Genomic DNA, 19,772 nt, shown 5'->3' on the forward strand with positions numbered 1-19,772 from the left:
CCCCGCAATGATGAACAGTCTAACTTTATGGGTCAGTTCATAACAGCGAGGGCTTTAATGTTTATGATTGATTAAAGTGATTGTGCCAAACTTTCCATTGCCTGAATAATTCGTTTATCCGAGATCGGATATGGTGTTCCTAACTGCTGAGCAAACAGGCTGATCCTTAATTCTTCGATCATCCAACGAATTTCTTGTACTTCAGGTAATTTCAGTTGTACTGGTGTCAGTTTAGCTTTCCATTGCTGCCACATATTGGTCACGTGCTCCACTTTACTGAGTTGAGCACGATCCCTATTTGGATCAATCGCTAATTTTTCTAGCCTGCGTTCAATGCCATTTAAGTATCGTAATACGTCAGCTAAACGTTTCCAGCCATGTTCAGTCACAAAGCCTTTAAAAACTAAACCTGACATTTGTGCTTTGATATCAGAAAGTGCCATCGCCATTGAAAAATCAACACGGCCTTTCAAACGCTTATTGATAGCAAATACTGAGGTAAGAATTTGTTCAACCTGCTTAGCAATATGCACAACTGCATCATTCAGCTCTGCACGTACAAAATCTTGCAACTGACTAAAACCTTCTTCAGACCAAACTGGCCCGCCATAGCTGGCAATAAGTTGATCAACACCACAAGCGATGCAATCATCAATGAGTTCTAATACCTTACCATAAGGGTTAAAGTACAAACCAAGTTTAGATTTATTTGGCAACTTTTCATGTAAGTATTTAATTGGCGATGGAATATTTAGCAATAGTAACCGCCGAACACCTGCCCACATCGCTTGCTGTTGCTCAAACTCCGTTTCGAATACCTTGATCCCAACACTATTTTTTTCATCAACTAATGCAGGATAAGCTTTGACTGAATACCCACCCCGTTTTTGTTCATAACGTTGCGGTAATTCACCAAAACTCCAAATATGCAAACCGCTTTGTTCTATACCATCATCAACCACTTCTGAAAGCGTTTCTTGTACTTTCTCTTTCAAACTATTTTTTAATGCATCAAGATCTTGGCCTTCAGCGATTGTTTTATTCTTTTCGCCGACAACTCGGAAAGTCATCTTTAAGTGAACAGGCAATTGTTCTAACTGCCAAGCCTCACGATCAACCGTGACACCCGTCATTTTACGCAATTCACGCTCTAACTTATCCAAGATGCTACCATCAGGTACAGGAACCCGTTCAAGAAATGCATCTGCATAGTTTGGTGCAGGCACAAAGTTACGACGAATGGGTTTCGGTAACGATTTGATCAGTGCGATAACTAGCTCTTGTCGCAAACCAGGCACTTGCCAATCAAAACCTACATTTTGAACCTGATTCAAAATTGCTAAAGGAATATGAACTGTTACACCATCTGCATCAGTACCCGGTTCGAATTGATAACTTAAGCGGAATTTCAATTCACCTTGATGCCAATAGTTAGGGTAATCCAGTGCGGAAACATTAGCAGCATCTTCTTTAATCAGCATGTTTTTTTCAAAACTAAGCAAATCAGGCTGCTGTTTAGATGCTGATTTCCACCAGCTATCAAAGTGCCGAGCTGAAATCACATCATTTGGAATACGTTGATCATAAAATATAAATAACGTTTCATCATCGACTAAAATGTCTCGACGACGCGATTTGTGTTCTAGGTCTTCAACTTCAGCGAGTAACTTATGGTTTTCCCTAAAAAAGGCATGACGGGTAACCCAATCACCTTCAACTAAAGCATGACGAATAAATAATTCACGGCATAATAATGGATCTATCGTGCCATAGTTAACTTGTCGAGCAGCAACAATCGCCAGTCCATATAAAGTCACTTTTTCTGATGCCATAACGGCACCTTGTGACTTAGACCAGTGAGGTTCGCTATAATGATGCTTCACTAAATGTTCTGCTAACGGTTCAATCCATTCAGGTTCGATTGATGCCGCCACTCTTCCCCATAGTTTAGTCGTTTCCACAAGCTCAGCAACCATCGCCCATTTAGGTGGCTTCTTGAACAAACCAGAGCCTGGGAAGATGGTGAATCGAGCATTCCTAGCACCAGTAAACTCCGGTTTTTCAACATCTTTTTGGCCTATATGCGATAGTAGCCCCGCCAACAAAGAAGTATGGATCCCACGAAAATCGGCTTCAGTACTATTAATAGGAAAGCCCTGCTCTTTAACCACTTGGCGAAGCTGGGTATAGAGATCTTGCCATTCACGAATTCGCAAATAGTTCAGGAAGTCTTGGCGGCACATTTTCCGAAATTGAGCATTAGATAAAACATCTTGCTGTTCTTTTAGATAATCCCATAGATTGAGGAACGCCAAAAAGTCAGACTGTTTATCATGAAAACGTCGATGTTTTTCATCCGATATCTGTTGTTTGTCCAATGGACGCTCGCGCGGATCTTGGATCGACAACGCAGATACAATCACCATTGTTTCACGTACTGCACCCTGTTTTCTTGCTTCGATCACCATGCGAGCCAAACGGGGGTCGACGGGCAATTGGGCTAATTGGCGACCAATGTCTGTTAATATATAGCCACGTTCTGTTTGTTTATGTGGTTTGATGCCACCCAACTCTTCCAGTAACTTTACTCCATCCTGAATATTACGTTTGTCAGGCGCTTCAACAAATGGAAAAGCTGCAATATCCCCTAAACCAATTGAAGTCATCTGTAAAATAACTGATGCCAAATTAGTTCTTAAAATTTCAGGATCAGTGAATTCTGGGCGGCTGAGGAAATCCTCCTCAGAGTATAATCGGATACAAATACCATCTGATACACGACCACAACGGCCTTTACGTTGATTCGCCGAAGCTTGAGAAATGGCTTCGACAGGCAAACGTTGAACTTTAGTTCTAAAGCTATAACGGCTGATCCGAGCATAACCCGTATCAATAACATATTTAATACCAGGAACAGTCAATGAAGTTTCTGCAACATTAGTCGCCAAAATGATACGTCGGCCACCATGAGGCTGAAATATACGGTTTTGCTCACTGTTAGATAGTCGAGCAAAAAGAGGTAAAATCTCAGTGTGGCGTAATTGTAATTTAGTTAATGCATCAGCGGTATCGCGGATCTCACGTTCACCACTCATGAAAATAAGAATGTCCCCTGCGCTTTCCTGCCCAAGCTCATTGACCGCATCAACAATGCCGTCTATTTGATCCCGCTCACTGTCATTATCATCCCCCATAATTGGGCGATAACGTACCTCAACAGGGTAAGTGCGACCGGATACCTCAACGATTGGCGCTTGATTAAAGTGACGTGAAAACCGTTCTGGATCGATGGTCGCAGAAGTAATAATAACTTTTAAATCAGGACGTTTTGGCAATAGCTGACGAAGGTAACCTAAAATAAAATCAATATTTAAACTACGTTCATGCGCCTCATCAATAATAATCGTATCGTATTGCAACAGCAGCTTATCGTTTTGTAATTCTGCCAGCAAAATACCATCAGTCATTAATTTGACTTGGGTATTATCACCAACTTGATCACTAAAACGAACTTTATAACCTACAATCGAACCTATTTCGCTTTCAAGTTCCTGCGCCAAACGCGTAGCTACGGCTCGTGCAGCCAAACGCCTTGGCTGAGTATGACCAATAAACCCTTTAATACCTCGCCCTAGCTCTAAACAAATTTTAGGTATCTGAGTGGTTTTTCCTGAGCCTGTTTCACCGGCAATAATCACGACTTGATGCTGTTTTATCGCATCATAAATAACTTGTTTCTTTTGACTTACCGGTAAGTTTTCCGGATAGATAATTTTTGCTGGGTTAAGCAGTTTGTTGGTTATTTTTTGTTTCGCTGCTTCAATATCTGTTTTGATCGCATTCAATACTGCTGTACGTGATTTTTCATCAGCAATTTTAGCCATCCCATGGAGACGCTTTTTTAGTAACCATTGATCACGCAATGAAGTTTGTCCAATATCAGCCTCTAAAGCTGTCAGTATGGATTTCACTTGTTAAATCCTTATTATTTATATTATTTCTATTATTGAGTGAGATGGACATATCTATTTATAGTAAAATGCATCAATGGCGTATTAATAAACCAGCTTTTTCAACATTGACTATTTTTTCTTCAACCATTGTCCATTAATGCCACGAACATATTCGCCACTGCCTGCTCGCTCAACTAACTTTTGGCCTGCAATTCTACCAACATCTTTGGTTTGCAGGTTATTTTTTGCTGCTATTTCGCTATATTTGATCTCTCGCTCACGATTGATGTCATTGACCAGTTGATTAACAGCCGTATTACTAGCATTGACTACTGCTAAGTAACCAGACAACGTTTCACCAACCAAACCTTGGTTTTTTGCTTCATCAATTGTTAGCGCATGAGCGGAAAAAACAAATAAGCTGGATAAAATCAGTGCTCGGAAAAAGTATTTCATTGCGCATTCACCTTACCAAATAGATCACTGTTTTCTTTAAGCAGATCTTCAACCTGCCTATCCGCTTTGATTTGTATCTCATGTTCAATCTTAACATTCATATTGATATTGATAGGTTTGTCAGGCGTTGCTACTTCTACCCTTAAACATCCCGTTAGCATCATACTCATCAATACAAATACACATAGACTTAATATTTTCACTCTTAATCCTTTTTCTTTAGAGATTCTTTTCTAACCATTCTTCCAGGTTGCTACCAAAACGTAAGCTACGCCACAGCTGAAAGATATTTTCTTCATGTGTATAGTTTAGGTGCACTTCACGCTTTTTAGACTCTTGTGAATTAAAACCTTGAATAATTGTTTTCATCGTTAATAAGCCTAAATTAGTAATATTCACATCAGTGCGGCTGCGAGAAATCTCTAAGTATTGTAACCAGCCCATTGCAGAACCCGCAGAAATATTATCTTGTTTGATAGACTCAACAAATTGAGTATCAAGGCGTAAAGCCAACGGACCACTATTTTCTAGCCAACCATTACGCACAATCCATTCAGGGTTATTAAGATAAAAAGGTAATTCACCATCAACTTTACCAGAGGCGGCAAACTGAGTGACTTTCAATATGGTAAATAGCCGGCTCAATTCAATTTGATGCAACTTAATTGTGGCGGGTTGCTTTTGTGGCCAACGTAATAAATCAAGGCTAACTTCACCGCCAAGCATACTAAATCCTACATTGCTAAGCGTTAATGGTTTCATCTCAGTCGGTGGGTAATTTCCTGATAAATCAGCACGAATATCCGTTAATTCAAATAAGTTCGTTAGCTGTTTTATGCGTAATTTTACGGGTGATTTTTCACCTAACGTCCAAATACTATCTTGCAATTTCCATGGTAATACAAAATTTAGACCACTGATTTCACCATCTTTCAGCCATAGCCCTGTATTTTCAACTCGCCAGTGACCTCCCGCAATAAACCCTGTTTCTGGATCAATGGAAAATGCAGCTTGCGAAAACAATTTACCTTCCCGCAAGGTAATACCAAGATCAGTTGGGATCAAGGTTTGGAATGCACTGACTGATTGTTCGGGCCAACGCGCTTGCCCCCTAAAACGTTCACCATCCCAGCGGCTAAAGATCACTATCGGGCCAACTTCTTTGGTACTTAAATCCGCTTTCAACTGGAAATCAGCCGGCGATTTCCCATCCAAAGTGGCATTAGTCGTAATTTTAGGTAGATAACTCGCCGTACCAAATTGCATACGATCACTCGTCAGCTGTAATTCACCTTGAAAATGCGTATTCGTTGGGTCACGCTGCCATAATAAAGGCTTAGTCAAAATTAGGCGCGTTGCTTTCATCGAAAGCAATCCATATTTGATCTGATCAAAGCCTGTGTTTAAGGTATTCAAAGTAATTAAGGTATCTTGCCAGCTACCTTGGCCTTTAATATCCCAGTGTGCTGACAGTGAGGGTAAATGCGCATTTCCCCAATAGTTCCAAAACCACTTACCTTGATCAGGGGTAAATTTATTCGCTTGCCCATCTAAATGAATGGCAAAATTTCCCCAATACTGCTCTTTTATTTTTAAAATCGCTTGTAAGCGTCCAGAAATTCCCTCTGCGCTTAGTGATGTTCCCGCTAACGGTAATCGAGCTTCTTGTAAAAATAAGGTTGGCGATACCCGACCATAAGCTCTTAAAAGAGATCCTGAACGAAATGAAATAGCCGGTACAACAATTGGCCCAGTGATTTGTGCGGGCAGATTAATGTCTAAGATCATATCATCATATTTCAATTGCCCATTGAGCCCAAATGTAATAGCAGTATCGAGTAAATTAATTTTATTTTCAGGGAGAGTCAGAACAATATTAGCTTTGCCTTTTTTTCCCTCAGTCACCATATTTGTACGGCCGCTAATAACCATATCAGCAAGCTCTGCCTGCCAATTTTCGACTTGAAATGCAAGACCACCATGTAAAGGAATGCCACTTTCTTCCCACCGCCAGCGCCCATCGACAACACGAAAAATAGTTGAATCAAATTGCCAAGGCAAATTCGCAATTTCATCTCCAGTGCCTTTATCATAAAGAGATACCACTCCCTGCTTGTCTCGCCAATGCATTTTGACTTGTAACAATTTTGCTGGCTGGGATAGCACAAATTCTGCCTTTAATACACCAGTGGAAGGAAGTTCAGCGGTGGTTAATGGTAAGCTCAATTCGCCATTGAGATAGAGGCGTTGCTCTTGCTCTGGTAATTGCACTGAAAAACGTTCAATAACTAACTGATTGGTCGGTGTTATATGAGCTGATAAATCAACATTTTCCCCATTATACTCTAGCGCCAATGGCACACCTTTACGACTGTGCAGCCAAAGGCTACCTTGATATTGTCCCCAAGGAGAAACTTGCACGTTCTCAATGACAACGGAAAATGCGGGAAGTCCATCAATAATATCTATAATTGAAATGGGAGGATCATCATTTTGCTCATTTGTCGACAACTGACTAAGGCATTGGTTGTCTTCAGATAAGGTATTCACTAACAAATGCATAGGAAAAAGTGAAAAACGGCTATCTTTAGCATCAAACCACAAGCAATTAGCCACTTTCAGTTGTATGTTAGCGATCAGTAACTGCTGATTGTTCAAAACAGGTTGGCTCAACGAAAGTGTGACATTCTCAGGCAAGTAAACTTTAGCCACTACAGGAAGCCAACGGGTTACCGTCACCCATAAAACTGATAAGAGCACTAAGCACCCAATTACGCTTAACAATAAATATTTCAGTGCCCTTCTCATTAAACTGCTTCCTTGTCTTAGTGCTGATTAATATTGTTTATCGCTAAACAACTATAATTAAGAATTAAAGGTCATTAACGTGTTATTTTCAGTATTTTTTTGGTGATTTACAGTAATAATTATCTTATTCTGATTTAAGTTTTGGTAGTGACTAACTTTGTACTACCTCATTACTTTACTTTTGGTTCCTAAATAGTACACGGAGTTCCTTAGATGAAAATCGTTTCTTATAGTACTAAGCAGTATGATCGCAAACATATGGATCAAGTCAATCAAGGATCCGCTTTTGATTTTAATATCGAATACTTTGATTTTCCATTAACGGTACAAACAGCAAAAAATGCTGTTGGTGCAGATGCAGTATGTATTTTTGTTAATGATGATGCTAGCCGTGATGTTTTAGAAGAACTTGCTGCTCTAAATATTCATATTTTAGCCTTACGCTGCGCGGGATTTAACAATGTCGATTTGGCCGCAGCGGAAGAACTCGGCATTCAAGTCGTTCGTGTACCTGCCTATTCACCTGAAGCCGTCGCAGAACATGCTGTTGGTATGATGTTATGCCTTAACCGCCGTATCCACCGAGCTTACCAACGAACCCGTGACGCGAACTTTTCTTTAGAAGGCCTAACCGGTTTTAACATGCATAACCGTACGGCAGGTATCATTGGTACGGGTAAAATTGGTCAAGCAACACTGCGTATACTAAAAGGGTTTGGTATGCGTTTGCTTGCTCATGATCCTTATCCAAACCAAGCTGTTCTCGATTTAGGTGTAGAATACGTTGATTTAGATACATTATATAAGAACTCCGAAGTTATTTCACTACACTGTCCCTTAACACCTGAAAACCATCATTTATTGGATGAACAAGCCTTTAATAAGATGAAAGATGGCGTCATGATCATCAATACTAGCCGAGGTGCTCTCGTTGATTCCGTCGCAGCGATCAATGCTCTAAAAGCACAAAAGATAGGCTCTCTCGGTATGGATGTTTATGAAAATGAACGTGAATTATTCTTTGAAGATAAATCAAACGATGTTATCCAAGATGATATCTTCCGCCGTCTTTCATCATGTCACAACGTGCTGTTCACTGGCCACCAAGCTTTTTTGACCGACGAGGCATTAACAAGTATTAGTGAAACAACTTTAGAGAATATCCGCCAATTAGCCCATGGTGAAGCTTGTCCTAATATTGTAAAAGCCTAGTAGGGGCAAGAAATAATGAAGCGGATTATCCCTTTAACACTACTGGGGTTTTTATTGGCGGCATGCCAAACACAAAATGTAAGTGCTGATAATAGTGACGATGTAACTGAGCAACAATTAATACATCATAGTTTTGTGCTAACTGAAATAAACGGCAATACAATTACAGGCAAAGTGGGCATGCCAACGATCTCTTTTGGTGAGAAAATGTTTGTTTCTGCAACAATGTGCAATGATTTTTATGGAATCGGCCGCATTAACAGTTCTGTACTGATGGTTAAATATTTATCTAAAACAGAACTAGAATGTGTTGATGAGGATTTATCAACGTGGGATAAGCTAATCAAACGTATACTAACTGATGGTACCGTTGTTTCTTATCATGATAAAAAACTGATCTTAACCCAAGGCAGAAATAAACTCGTTTATACATTGCGCGATTACATTAATTAGCCTGAGAATATTTAATTAATCCCATTATTAATAAAAAATAGTAATGGGATTTTCACCATCAAAATAATAAAGCTAATCACCGTGCTTGATCAAATAATAAACTCACTCCTGTTATTTTTGCGACATCTTTCATGTAACTTAATATGACTGTACTAAATGGAATGTCATTAACAATAGATAAGCTACGCAATAACGGGAAAATGATAATATCGTCAATATTATAGTGACTTTTACGCTTTTCTAGCCATACGTCGAGAGCATCCATATGCGGCTCTAATTCAACAATCAACGTACGTGTTTCCTTTAGCAGAATATTAAGGTCGCCAAACGCTTTTTCTTCTCGACTAACATAAGCTGCTCGCGCGTCTTCAGTACTTAATTCAGGAAACTCTGCCTGTGTAAAGCGAGGCACAACCAGCTTATAGACCGTTTCAGACACAGCCTGATACCACTTATCAATTTCAGGTGAAACCGTTGATTGAATGATCTTAGGTTCTGCTAACTGATCAACATAATGAACAATATCTAAGCTTTCAGGTAAGTAACTGCCATCGTCTTTTTGTAAAATGGGAAGCATCTTGCGGCCAATCATTTTCGTTGGGGTTGCTTTATCATCTTCCATCAAAAAAATCTGCTCGACATCTATTTTTTTTAGTCCAAAAATCATTCTTGCTCTAACACAAAATGGGCAATGTTCATAAAGATAGAGTTTCATTATGGGAGCCTCTTTAGTTGAATAATTATAACTGTACATTCCGTTACTCTAACTATAGCCTACTATGTGAAATTTTTGTAAATTTTATTGTTTGCTTCGCGATTAATAACCTTTATTTGACCAACTTCTTAAAACTCTTTAATTTAGTCGAGCATTATCCTTAGTCATTTAATTCAGTTAAATTAAAGTAAATTGTATTTTTGTTACAATTTGAAGTAATCCTACTCAACTTATACGTTATTAGACTCTATAACATCAAAAAACACGGAATATACAACCAAAAATACACAAAAAAGCAATCATTTAAGCCAATATAATTATCAAAAATAGATATTATTTCCGATGTAATCTCTAGAAATGTCTATTTACATAATTGCTAATTTTTCATGATTCAGTTCAGTTATACTTAAATCTATAAATTCATCACATCAACAAAGCATACATAAACTAGCTATGACAAACTTGTTTTCTTTTAGCACATTTACATTAATGTTTATCCTGTTACTTGTTATAGGAATATATGATGAATTACTCTATATATTACATTTTTTCATTGTAAAGATGTAATAACATAACGTATTTACATTTAATCAAAGTACACCAACCTAGCACAACATTTAATTAACCTTGATATCAATTTATTGAACTATAACTAAACACCTCTTTCTCATGCTGAGATAAATTTTAAAGCCTATATTTTTCCTTTCACAACTCTTTATAAGACAATCAATATAGCACCATCCAAAAACAACATTAATACTACTCATTTATTACTAATAATATCACGCCTGCTTGATCACAAAACAACTATCGTAAAAAGTCAACGCTTTATTACTTTAAACTCAATATATATTCACATTAAAAATAACTGAATTATCACCCTCTATTTTATATAGACATTTAAATTATAAAAAAGCATCTTAATTGAAATTTCATACTAAATATTGCACCATATCACTATTACACTTGTAACTATTTTTCCATAAAGTTTTTGACTAAAAAATATCTATTCATCCCTGTTAGGTACACATAAATTAAATATCGGTCATATTGAAATTAATTGTTTTTTTAATATTTCATATATTGTATAATTTTATTATGCATTAGCATTCACTATAATCCCTTTATCAATCGAGGGTGTCATATGGACATTCATTATTTTATTGGAATTAAGATAAAAACAAGGCGAAAAGAATTAGGACTGTCAGGTGCTAATTTAGCCCAGAAATTAAGTATTAGCCAACAGCAAATATCACGCTATGAGAACGGAATCAATAAAATACCTTTAAATCATTTAGTTAGTATAGCGATCGCGTTGAAATGCCCTATAGATTGGTTCTTTCAAGGCTGCATTACTGATGAGGATTTCTCAATCCAAGATGATAATATCAGCATCAAAAATCAAGAGTTGAAATACACAGCTGAAAGCGTTATTGTTCATAATAAAAATGTAATCTAATACTCTATTATTTTTTATTACTCCTCTTAGATTATACAATCGCACCAACATAATTTTCTTTCAAATAAAAAATAACATAGCACTTTAATCGCCATGTTATTTTTTATTGTTTAATTTTATTTAAAATAGCATTAAGCACCCAAGATTAAATATTAAGGGTGCTTGTTTTATATTAGTATTTAATTATACTGTATTTCATAAGTGGCATAACTTGCCATTAAACCTGTCGTTACCTCTTTGGGTGATTCAGCAGTATACCCTATATAATATTGAAAAATAGCATCCTTATTATCGGAGATTTTAGGGGCTACTTTAAGCTGTGCAGGATCCGCAGGAACAATCTTATTGTCTGCATCCAATGTTGTATTATTATTAATCGATAGTGCAAAATTAATATTTTGTGCCCCATCAGCTAACATATTTCTTAACAGTCCTGACGTTTCAAAATTAGTTTTAGGAACTAAGTAGCCATTTGACCATGCCACACTGATTTTATTTAGATCCGCATCGACCATTTCACCATTGTGACTCACCGATTGGCACTGTGATAGTTTAATGGTAAACATTTTAGACTTCATATATGCGCCACCTTCACTATTATGAATTTCAAATAATGAGATAGGTGCAAGATAGATATTGGCATCACTACCTTGGTCATTGACAGATATTTCACAAGATATATCAACTACTTTACCTAAAAAGTCGATCTTACCTTCATCATAATTAGCTTCCAGTGCTGCGGAGATATTTGTATAGCTCAACATGGACAGGAACGTTATGAGTAACCAATGTTTCATAGATAACCCTTGTTAGTCATAAGTAATATTGAACAACATTTTAGCTTCAACTTCGCCAGCTGAAATTTTTTGGTTAAATTGATAATAGCGAGCAATGTAATTCATACGAATTTCCTTATCTTGCGCACTAGTTAACTCGCCAACCTTATAAATTTTTCCCCACTCTAACTCTTTATTCTTATCCGTTAATACTTGAACACCAATACCTTGAGCCATAGAATTTTTTGCCATATTGTCTAATACGCCTTTATTTATTGGCGTATTAGGTGCTTTGGTCCCACCAAAGGTCATGTTGACGGCAACAGAATCAGGGGAAATACTAATCCCACCATTACAAAGTAAATTTATCGGGAATTGTTTTTCACCTGCCGTTGAGCCTACACCTCTAAACTCTGTACGGTTCACTGGCGGTAAAATCACATCTTGATTTTTACCTGTAGTAATTTTGCAAGATGGTGACACGATGGTAATTGCGTCAGCAGATAAATAAGTAATAATTGCAGGCTCGATCGTTTTAGGGTTATACCCATAGCGGGTATATTCCCCTTGAGTAATACGCCCTGAGCCAGTATTTTCCGCTGTTTTGATAATTTCTAAGCTAAAAGTAGAACCCGCCAAATACACATTTATTTGGTCTCTAGCATTCCCTTTAACTGCAAATTTATCAGGATAGGTCATCGATACTGCTCCCATCCGCTTAAAGCGTAGCCCAATCCCCGGAACGTTGGTGCTATAAATTTTATTGGCGCCTTCCGTCACTCCTGATGCTGTCACCACTGCATCAAGGAGAGTTCCGCCATAACATTTAGCCCAATATTTACCCGTTTCTTTCATTGGCCAAGTCTTTGACTGGATCACGCTGCCAACAGGCAAGTCAGGAGAAACGACCACTCGACCAAACTGCATATCGATACGCTCTGCTGCAACATCATAGTTTCGAGTACAAGTTGCATATGCAGAGATACTTGATAACACCGCTGCCAGCGCTATCCCATTACGTAAAATTACATCATTTATCGACATACACTATCCTTACTGGTTCCGGCTTCCAGAGAAAATATACACTGACCGTTATCCCATTTCACATAAGCGTCTTTTGCTTCTTCATTACTAATAAACACTGTTCCGCCTTGCCCAACAACACCAATAGATTCACCTTGTGCGTTAGTGACTTCTGCGCCAAATGGCATTGGTTTTTTATCAAGGCGTACAACATTAAAGGTACGATTACGCTCAACTTTTGTGCCAAATTTAACTTTAACAATACTGCCTTCATAAGGAACAACTTGATCGGAGGTATTGTCAAAAACGATATCTTCAGGGCTACCTTTTGGATCAATTTCAATATTATTAATACGATAAGGTCTAACGTACGGTGCTAAAGCATAGCCACTCTTATTGACACGCACACCAGGTGCACTGGTAATTGATGCACCTTCCGCACCTTCCGCTTCAATTAATGCCATTGTGGTTGAGGTGTTGGGTGTAAAGACCACTCCACCTGAGTGCATAACGACAGAACCATTAGCACCTAAGCCATATTGACGATAGCCTTGACCTTGGCTGTAGTTAGCATTGGTATTAACATACGGCGAACGATAGCCTGTATTCATTGCTACGCTATACTCTCCACCTCGTGCAGCAGCAGTGTTAAGTCCGTAAGTCCAGTTATTTTCATCATCAAATGCACCATTAACCCCAAGCTGGGTTGAACCAAATTTTTCATTATTAAAGGTGGTATTTGATGTTAATGTCGTACTTCTGCTATCACCATAATAAAGTGGGATATTTAGATTTAAACTAATACGGTCATCTTTCTTTCCATTATTATTATTGTCGGAATAAACACGCATAAAGTTAATGGAATACGAAACACGTTGAAATTGATTGTTATAGCTAAATTGATACTGTTTTTCGGTTCCTGAGCGTTCCCAATAGCTAGAAATGCGACCAGTAAAATACAATCCACCGAACCCTTCTGGTAGATTTTGATTTACCGTATAGCTAAAGCCATTCTTTTCACGCCACCGACTATTTGCTACATCACGTTTATCATAGTCAATGGCATATAATGCATCGTTTACGTTGAAATAATCTTTTGTTGAATAACGATATGCCGCTAATGAAATATTAGTGTCTGTTTCAGTAATTAAACGGTTAAACGTCACTCGGTAACTTTGGCCATTATCTGTACGATGTTTCAGTGATGTTCGTGATTGCGTAACGTCAACTGCAACAGCACCAATCCCCGTATTCACACCAGTACCAATTAAATAGGCTTGATAGTCATCAAATGCTGTCACGCCACCATAAAGTGAGAATGTGTTATTTAAACCATGCTGAATAGTACCCTGCATAATATAAGGGCGATTATGTAAGCCATCAGTATCGGCTTTACCAGCAGCAACTTGATAACGAGTAAAACCAGGGCGTAATAACTGTGCTAACGATGAATAAGGCACACTAAAACTACTTTCGCTACCATCAGCTTCTTTCACCGTAACATTTAAATCATTACCATAACCTGATGGGTAAACATCATTTAATATAAATGGCCCCGGAGGAACAGAGGTTTGATAAATAATTGAGCCATTTTGGCTAACGGTAACTAATGCGTTACTTTGTGCAACACCGCGAATTTCAGGGGCATATGATGTCATTCCATCAGGATACATACTGTCATCAGTTGCTATTTTTGCACCGCGTAATCCAATACTGTCAAAAAGATCACCATCAGTATAAAACTGACCTGCCGTCACTTTTGATTTCATATCAGCAATAGGTTTTTGCAAATACGTTTGGTTACTGTTCCAACTAGTACTTCCTGAACGCTGCCAGCTTAAATTACCAATATGCTTTAATAACCAGCCATCAACAGATAAACCCGCATTAAGTCCTAAGTAGGCACTAGCATCGTTTTGCCCTTGAGAGCCATTAGTATGGCTATCATAATAGTTGGCCATATAGGCCAAATTTAACGCAGGAATGCCTTTCTCCCAAAATTGAGGAGCAACATATCCACGCGATAAACGTTGTTCGTAAATTTGTGGAACTGAAATATCTAAACGTAGGTTTGAGGAACTGAATGTATCATTCACGTCCTTCATCGTATTCCACTCATTCAACGGAGAACAAGTAGATTCTTGCGCATTCAATTGCGGATTTAATTTTTCTGAATCAACACCAAAATTATTCAACATAGCTGGCGTATAACAAACACCTAATTTGCCATCTTTTTGTTGGATAATATTTAAATCATAGCGACCTTTCCAGTTACCGTTAGTATACACATCAACAGAATACTTACCTTCACTGATTGCAGTGGTGTTGAAGCGTTCTAAATCAACATTATCTTTACTGCCTACTATGAACCCACTATTAAATTCATAGGTCGTGCCTTCAGCACTCCATGCATAAAATGTTGGCATCATACATACAGTGACGAAGCAGGTCACAGAGAGTGTATTGCTATATTTATTTATTAACTCTCGCTGTTTCATTTTTCTATCCTATTTAGCAGTGGTTTTTACTGCTATATCCGCACCGTAATCATTAATATTGTTCAAAACAACACTTTCACCTGCTCTAATTGCTTTTTTCAATACCACTGAAGTTTGACTTTTGGGTGCTAACATTACCGCCTTATCCGCTAATCCATTTTTGCCATCAGTGGAAATTTTTGTAATGGTAATAAAAAATGGCGTAGGATTATTAATAGTCAAATTATTGCCATTAGCATTTACAACTAATTGTTCAGGAGCTAATTCACGGCTACCTAATCCAACTGGGCGATAGATAAATTTAAATCGAGAACGAATTGCTAGCTGTAAGAAGTTCTGATCTTCCTTCCCTGCTGTTTTTACCGTTGGTGGAATATCCAAAATATTCAACCACCACAAACTTTCCTTATCTTGTGGTATTCCATTCTTATCCATTAATTTAATGCGTAGTGTTTGGCCACCTTTTGCATCAAGACGAGATATTGGAGGCGTAATTTGAAATGGTGTTTTTATTGTATCTGGTGTTTCTGATGCATCACCGGTATCTAACCATGCTTGCGCGACCGCAGGTCTCTCTGCTGTATTATTTAATTGCACGGTAATTTCTTTTTCATTTCCAGGATAAATAAATCGCGTGCCGTTAACAATAATATTATTCGCTAATGAAGATGCACTGAAAACGAAGCAGAAGAATAAAACAATTGCTTTCATTTGAACCTCTAAATAAAAGCGGCAGTAATGACTACCGCTTAGATAATTATTACCTTAGAAATAATAAAGAATTATTCGTAAGTAATTTCGTAAGTTGCGTAGCTTTCTACAACACCGCTTGTTGCTTGATCAGGAGTTGAAGTTGCATAACCTACAAAATAAGTGAAACGCTTACCATCTTGAATAGCGGTGGTGTCTGCTTTAGGCTGAGTACCGCTATTTGGGTTAATTTTATTTGCTAAGTTAGAGTCTGCATTTGTTGCTAATACTAATTGAACTTTTTTAGCACCTGTTGAATCAGTGTTTGCTAAATAACCTTCGTTATTAGTATCAGCATCAGCGCCAGTTAATACGTTACCACCAGTCCAAGTTACTTTAAATGCATCTTTATCTTTACCCGCATCAGCACCTTGACAATTTGTTACGTCAATAACAAATGGTTTTGGTTTCAAATAAGTATTTGCACCTGCATCTTTAACTTCTTTTACTGAAACTGGAGCCAAATAAACTTTAGCATCGCTACCTTGACCATCAACAGAAATAGTACAAGAAACGTCTGTTACTTTACCATAAAAATTAACTTGACCACCGCCTGCATTGTCAGTTGCAGCGAAAGCAGATGATGAACCAATAATTGCAGTCACAACTGCAGTCAGTAATACTTTTTTCATTGTCATTTCCTAATGTGAGGGTTTTATTATTACATTATTACATTTAAAAGAACTTATTAAGCATCAGACTGTTATTTAATAAATAATTGCCGCAGGTTTCCGACCATATATTTAATATGGTTACACATGACTTATGGGTGTAATTCTATCGCCCGGTAATAACTTAATTAATAATATCGTTCTATCTCAATGAGTCCGTTTTTAATTAATAATCATAATGTGGTCTATATGATTTCGAACAAAGAATACATAAAAACTTAAATTACATTAAATCGTTTTTACTATCAGATAAGAAGATTTTTGATAGGTGTAATCTATCAAAAAAGATGATTTATACGAAATTACTGATTGATTAAATTCACTGAATTACACGTATTACGTCAATTTATTAAATTAATAAATCAACATTTATGTTAATGTAATAGTTAATATCAAAAAACTGACTTAAATTATTAGATCATAAAAATCAAAATCACCACAAACAATCCAAATAAGACCATCTTTATTGTACATTCCTATGTTAAATTTATATATTCGTAATGCATACCAGTCTAATTTGTATAGATAAACATCAAATAACATAAATTAATTTTATGTTTCTATTAATTTGAGATTAGTTAGGGATCATTTGCTAGTTTATTATATAACGGAGATTCATCATATTTTGATTTTTTACACAAAAAACGAGTGAATTTATATTTTAATGCAGAAAAAGTGATATTTACAGAGGAAAAGACAGTTTAAATACGATAATTAGAAATTAGCATTGATTATTTTGAAGTAGACAGCAGAAGTAATGAGATCAAAAATGAGTAATTTTAAAAATTCTCTTTATTCCGCCATTTTATCTCTTGCCAAGTGTCAAAGGTGCTTTATTTGAAAAACTATTTTTTACTCATTTTGTTAGTAAATGTTATCAATTAATTTGACTAACGCATCGCTTTTCTTCATGAAATTTTATTTATTCAAATTAATTTAAAAATGTAACCATATGATAACTAATATTAAAAAATAATTCACTTCGTGACCATTACAGCCTAACTAAGAAGCTCAAATCAGCCTTAAGAATACTCTTAAAACTCATCATATGAGTACAGACCGCTTTTTATTCCACCAAATGGAACAAAAATGACCATCAAAAAAAGTCACAACAATACAACCGGATCATAATCTATCTAAAAATGTAGTCGTTAATTGCTCGAATAGCCAAGTAAAATGTAATTTATTCAGGCGATAACATAAAACACACGTCATATCTTGAATATCAGTAATAGCCAAAAATGAGAGTTAGATCTCTTTCAGTGTTATATGTTGTTTAGCGTTTAACCAAAATTGTAATAAATTGGAGTTAAGTCTGATAATTCAATAAGTTTGTTGATTGTAAACCAACCAGCCAATGGTTAATGAAATACTCACTACTATCGCAATTAGTCAAATGACAGCCATGATGACTGTCAGTACGACTGGTTTACTACAATAAAAGCTTTATGCCATTAACCTTACCAATATTTAGGTTAATGACATAAAATGATACCGCTCATCATCTATCGTGTTTGCTGTGAATGCCTAATCTATGCATTACGATGATTTACTATTTATGTTCTGATTATCTGGAGCTGAAAATGCCAGTTCCTTCATCCACTCTGAGAGAATTGGTTTTGTTTTCTTTGCATCAAGTTCAGCTCTTTCTTTCTTCGTCAGTCTAATTACAACAACCTCTGTTTTCATTTGGTGCATTATTATTTCTCCCCTCTATAAAAGAGCTAACCATGCCATAGCCGAGTCAAGGACGGGTCTTAATTACTTAATATTACAAAAATAGAACATAGCAATACAAAGCACCAACAATGTATACATAAATGATTAAAGAAAGAGATTTTATCATTAGCCTATTTTACGACTTAAAAAGATAACAAGATAATTCTGGAATGTTCTCGAATATTCATGATAAATTCATTAAATGTCAGTATGTTACTGTTTGAAGCGTACTCCTTAGATTGACGCTCTCAATAGGGAATACTTCAATGTCAATATCAAAAATCCGCAGATCTTTTATCTTATCTCTATGGGTCATAACACCATGGCTAATTGGGATCATCTACCAACAAGCTATGTTTGGGCTTTTAATGTCTTTCGGTGGCTACCTATTAGTGGTTTCATTTCCTAAACTACCTCAGAAAAAATCACTGTTTGCTTTACTTCAAGGTGCTTGCATTATTTCAGCCCTTGCGAGTATCGGTGTCAATATTCCACTTGGTAGCCTGCTATTTTTCCTATGTTCTGCCATCGGAGCCTACCTTCAAGGTTATTCAGAAATACGAGCGACCTATCTACGATTGCCAATTGCATTAGGTGTATTAGCCTATTTTCTTTCTATTGGGCAAATACCGACTCAAGGCGCTTCATTTTACGCTAGCGCATTCAGCGCTGGTACTTTTTGGGGGGTTATCATCGCCTATATCATGTTACCGCATGATACGAATGCCGCTGTAACGGTAAAAAGGGAAATGAAATCTCCTACTGTACAACGCTTTTCTATCGCAATCGTACTTGTTGCACTGATTGGCAGTGCCATCGCAACAGTAATACCGAGTTTGCACCCTTGTTGGCTACCCGCGGCGGGACTAAGAGTTATGAAGGCTGAACGAATGGCAACATGGGTACGATTGAAACAACGTGGTGCTGGCACACTACTTGGTGCTATTGTCGGTGGGCTAATACTTGGGTTGTATCACAATCCATGGTGGCATATTTCGTTAGTAGGACTACTATTATTTGCCATGTTAATGATCGGCGCAAAACGCTATGGTTATTGGACTTTTTGTTTAACCGCCATTGCCCTTACCTTCAATCTGGCACCTAATGCGGGACCTATAGCATTAGCAATAGATAGGTCAATGCTAACTGTTTTGGCATTAGTTATCGCCATAACCATGCTATTGCTACTTCCAAAAGCAGAAAATAATCTGCCTAACAAAAACCCGCACTAAGCGGGTAATTAAGTTCTAACTGAGTAAACAGAAAGGGAGCCGCCTCC

General features: G+C 37.2%; 15 protein-coding genes. 4 read left to right on the top strand and 11 right to left on the bottom strand.

Annotated features, from left to right (window positions below; genetic code table 11):
• Window positions 1-71: 71 nt before the first annotated feature.
• The 4 genes from hrpA to AC3Z9T_RS04770 form a co-directional block, all read right to left on the bottom strand.
• A complete protein-coding gene (gene hrpA / locus AC3Z9T_RS04755) occupies window positions 72-3,971 on the bottom strand; it encodes an ATP-dependent RNA helicase HrpA (protein WP_490125045.1) in 3,900 nt (1,299 codons plus the stop codon).
• A gap of 111 nt (window positions 3,972-4,082) precedes the next feature.
• On the bottom strand, window positions 4,083-4,409 hold the full coding sequence (locus tag AC3Z9T_RS04760; RefSeq protein WP_490125046.1) for a YdbL family probable chaperone protein: 327 nt from the start codon (window positions 4,407-4,409) through the stop codon (window positions 4,083-4,085).
• Complete coding sequence (locus tag AC3Z9T_RS04765; RefSeq protein WP_490125146.1) at window positions 4,406-4,579, bottom strand: YnbE family lipoprotein; 174 nt, start codon at window positions 4,577-4,579, stop codon at window positions 4,406-4,408. The genes AC3Z9T_RS04760 and AC3Z9T_RS04765 overlap by 4 nt, the downstream gene beginning before the upstream one ends.
• Before the next feature lie 49 nt (window positions 4,580-4,628).
• Window positions 4,629-7,217 carry a YdbH family protein gene (locus tag AC3Z9T_RS04770; protein WP_490125047.1) on the bottom strand — a complete coding sequence of 863 codons (2,589 nt, stop codon included), beginning with the start codon at window positions 7,215-7,217 and terminating at the stop codon, window positions 4,629-4,631.
• Between the two features lie 213 nt (window positions 7,218-7,430).
• Between AC3Z9T_RS04770 and AC3Z9T_RS04775 the strand changes: the two genes are divergently transcribed.
• Entirely contained in the window at window positions 7,431-8,429 is a 999-nt protein-coding gene (locus tag AC3Z9T_RS04775; protein WP_490125048.1) for a 2-hydroxyacid dehydrogenase, read from the top strand.
• Between the two features lie 15 nt (window positions 8,430-8,444).
• Entirely contained in the window at window positions 8,445-8,882 is a 438-nt protein-coding gene (locus AC3Z9T_RS04780) for an META domain-containing protein (protein WP_490125049.1), read from the top strand.
• Between the two features lie 76 nt (window positions 8,883-8,958).
• On the opposite strand, the gene grxB is transcribed toward AC3Z9T_RS04780, so the two are convergent.
• Window positions 8,959-9,597, bottom strand: coding sequence for a glutaredoxin 2 (gene grxB, locus AC3Z9T_RS04785; protein WP_490125050.1), 639 nt, complete (start codon window positions 9,595-9,597; stop codon window positions 8,959-8,961).
• A gap of 1,144 nt (window positions 9,598-10,741) precedes the next feature.
• Here grxB and AC3Z9T_RS04790 point away from each other — a divergent pair.
• Window positions 10,742-11,056, top strand: a complete 315-nt coding sequence (locus AC3Z9T_RS04790) for a helix-turn-helix domain-containing protein (RefSeq protein ID WP_490125051.1) — start codon at window positions 10,742-10,744, stop codon at window positions 11,054-11,056.
• Between the two features lie 179 nt (window positions 11,057-11,235).
• Here AC3Z9T_RS04790 and AC3Z9T_RS04795 read toward each other — a convergent pair whose 3' ends face one another.
• The 6 genes from AC3Z9T_RS04795 to AC3Z9T_RS04820 all read right to left on the bottom strand — a co-directional run bounded on the left by AC3Z9T_RS04795 (window position 11,236) and on the right by AC3Z9T_RS04820 (window position 18,472).
• Entirely contained in the window at window positions 11,236-11,853 is a 618-nt protein-coding gene (locus AC3Z9T_RS04795; protein WP_490125052.1) for a fimbrial protein, read from the bottom strand.
• 12 nt (window positions 11,854-11,865) lie between these two features.
• Window positions 11,866-12,876, bottom strand: coding sequence for a fimbrial protein (locus tag AC3Z9T_RS04800; RefSeq protein WP_490125053.1), 1,011 nt, complete (start codon window positions 12,874-12,876; stop codon window positions 11,866-11,868).
• A complete protein-coding gene (locus AC3Z9T_RS04805; RefSeq protein WP_490125054.1) occupies window positions 12,867-15,353 on the bottom strand; it encodes a fimbria/pilus outer membrane usher protein in 2,487 nt (828 codons plus the stop codon). Before AC3Z9T_RS04805 ends, AC3Z9T_RS04800 begins: the two co-directional genes overlap by 10 nt.
• Before the next feature lie 9 nt (window positions 15,354-15,362).
• Window positions 15,363-16,064: a fimbrial biogenesis chaperone gene (locus AC3Z9T_RS04810; RefSeq protein ID WP_490125055.1), complete on the bottom strand. Its 702-nt coding sequence runs from the start codon at window positions 16,062-16,064 to the stop codon at window positions 15,363-15,365.
• Window positions 16,065-16,135: 71 nt separating this feature from the next.
• The gene (locus AC3Z9T_RS04815; protein ID WP_490125056.1) at window positions 16,136-16,735 is read right to left on the bottom strand and encodes a fimbrial protein; all 600 of its coding nucleotides are present in this window, start codon (window positions 16,733-16,735) and stop codon (window positions 16,136-16,138) included.
• Window positions 16,736-18,313: 1,578 nt separating this feature from the next.
• Window positions 18,314-18,472 (bottom strand): MbeCy, encoded by a 159-nt coding sequence (locus AC3Z9T_RS04820; protein WP_490125057.1) that lies wholly within the window; start codon window positions 18,470-18,472, stop codon window positions 18,314-18,316.
• A 287-nt stretch (window positions 18,473-18,759) separates the two neighbouring features.
• Between AC3Z9T_RS04820 and AC3Z9T_RS04825 the strand changes: the two genes are divergently transcribed.
• Entirely contained in the window at window positions 18,760-19,725 is a 966-nt protein-coding gene (locus tag AC3Z9T_RS04825; protein ID WP_490125058.1) for an FUSC family protein, read from the top strand.
• Window positions 19,726-19,772 lie beyond the last annotated feature (47 nt).

This window comes from Providencia sp. 6390, assembly GCF_058148425.1.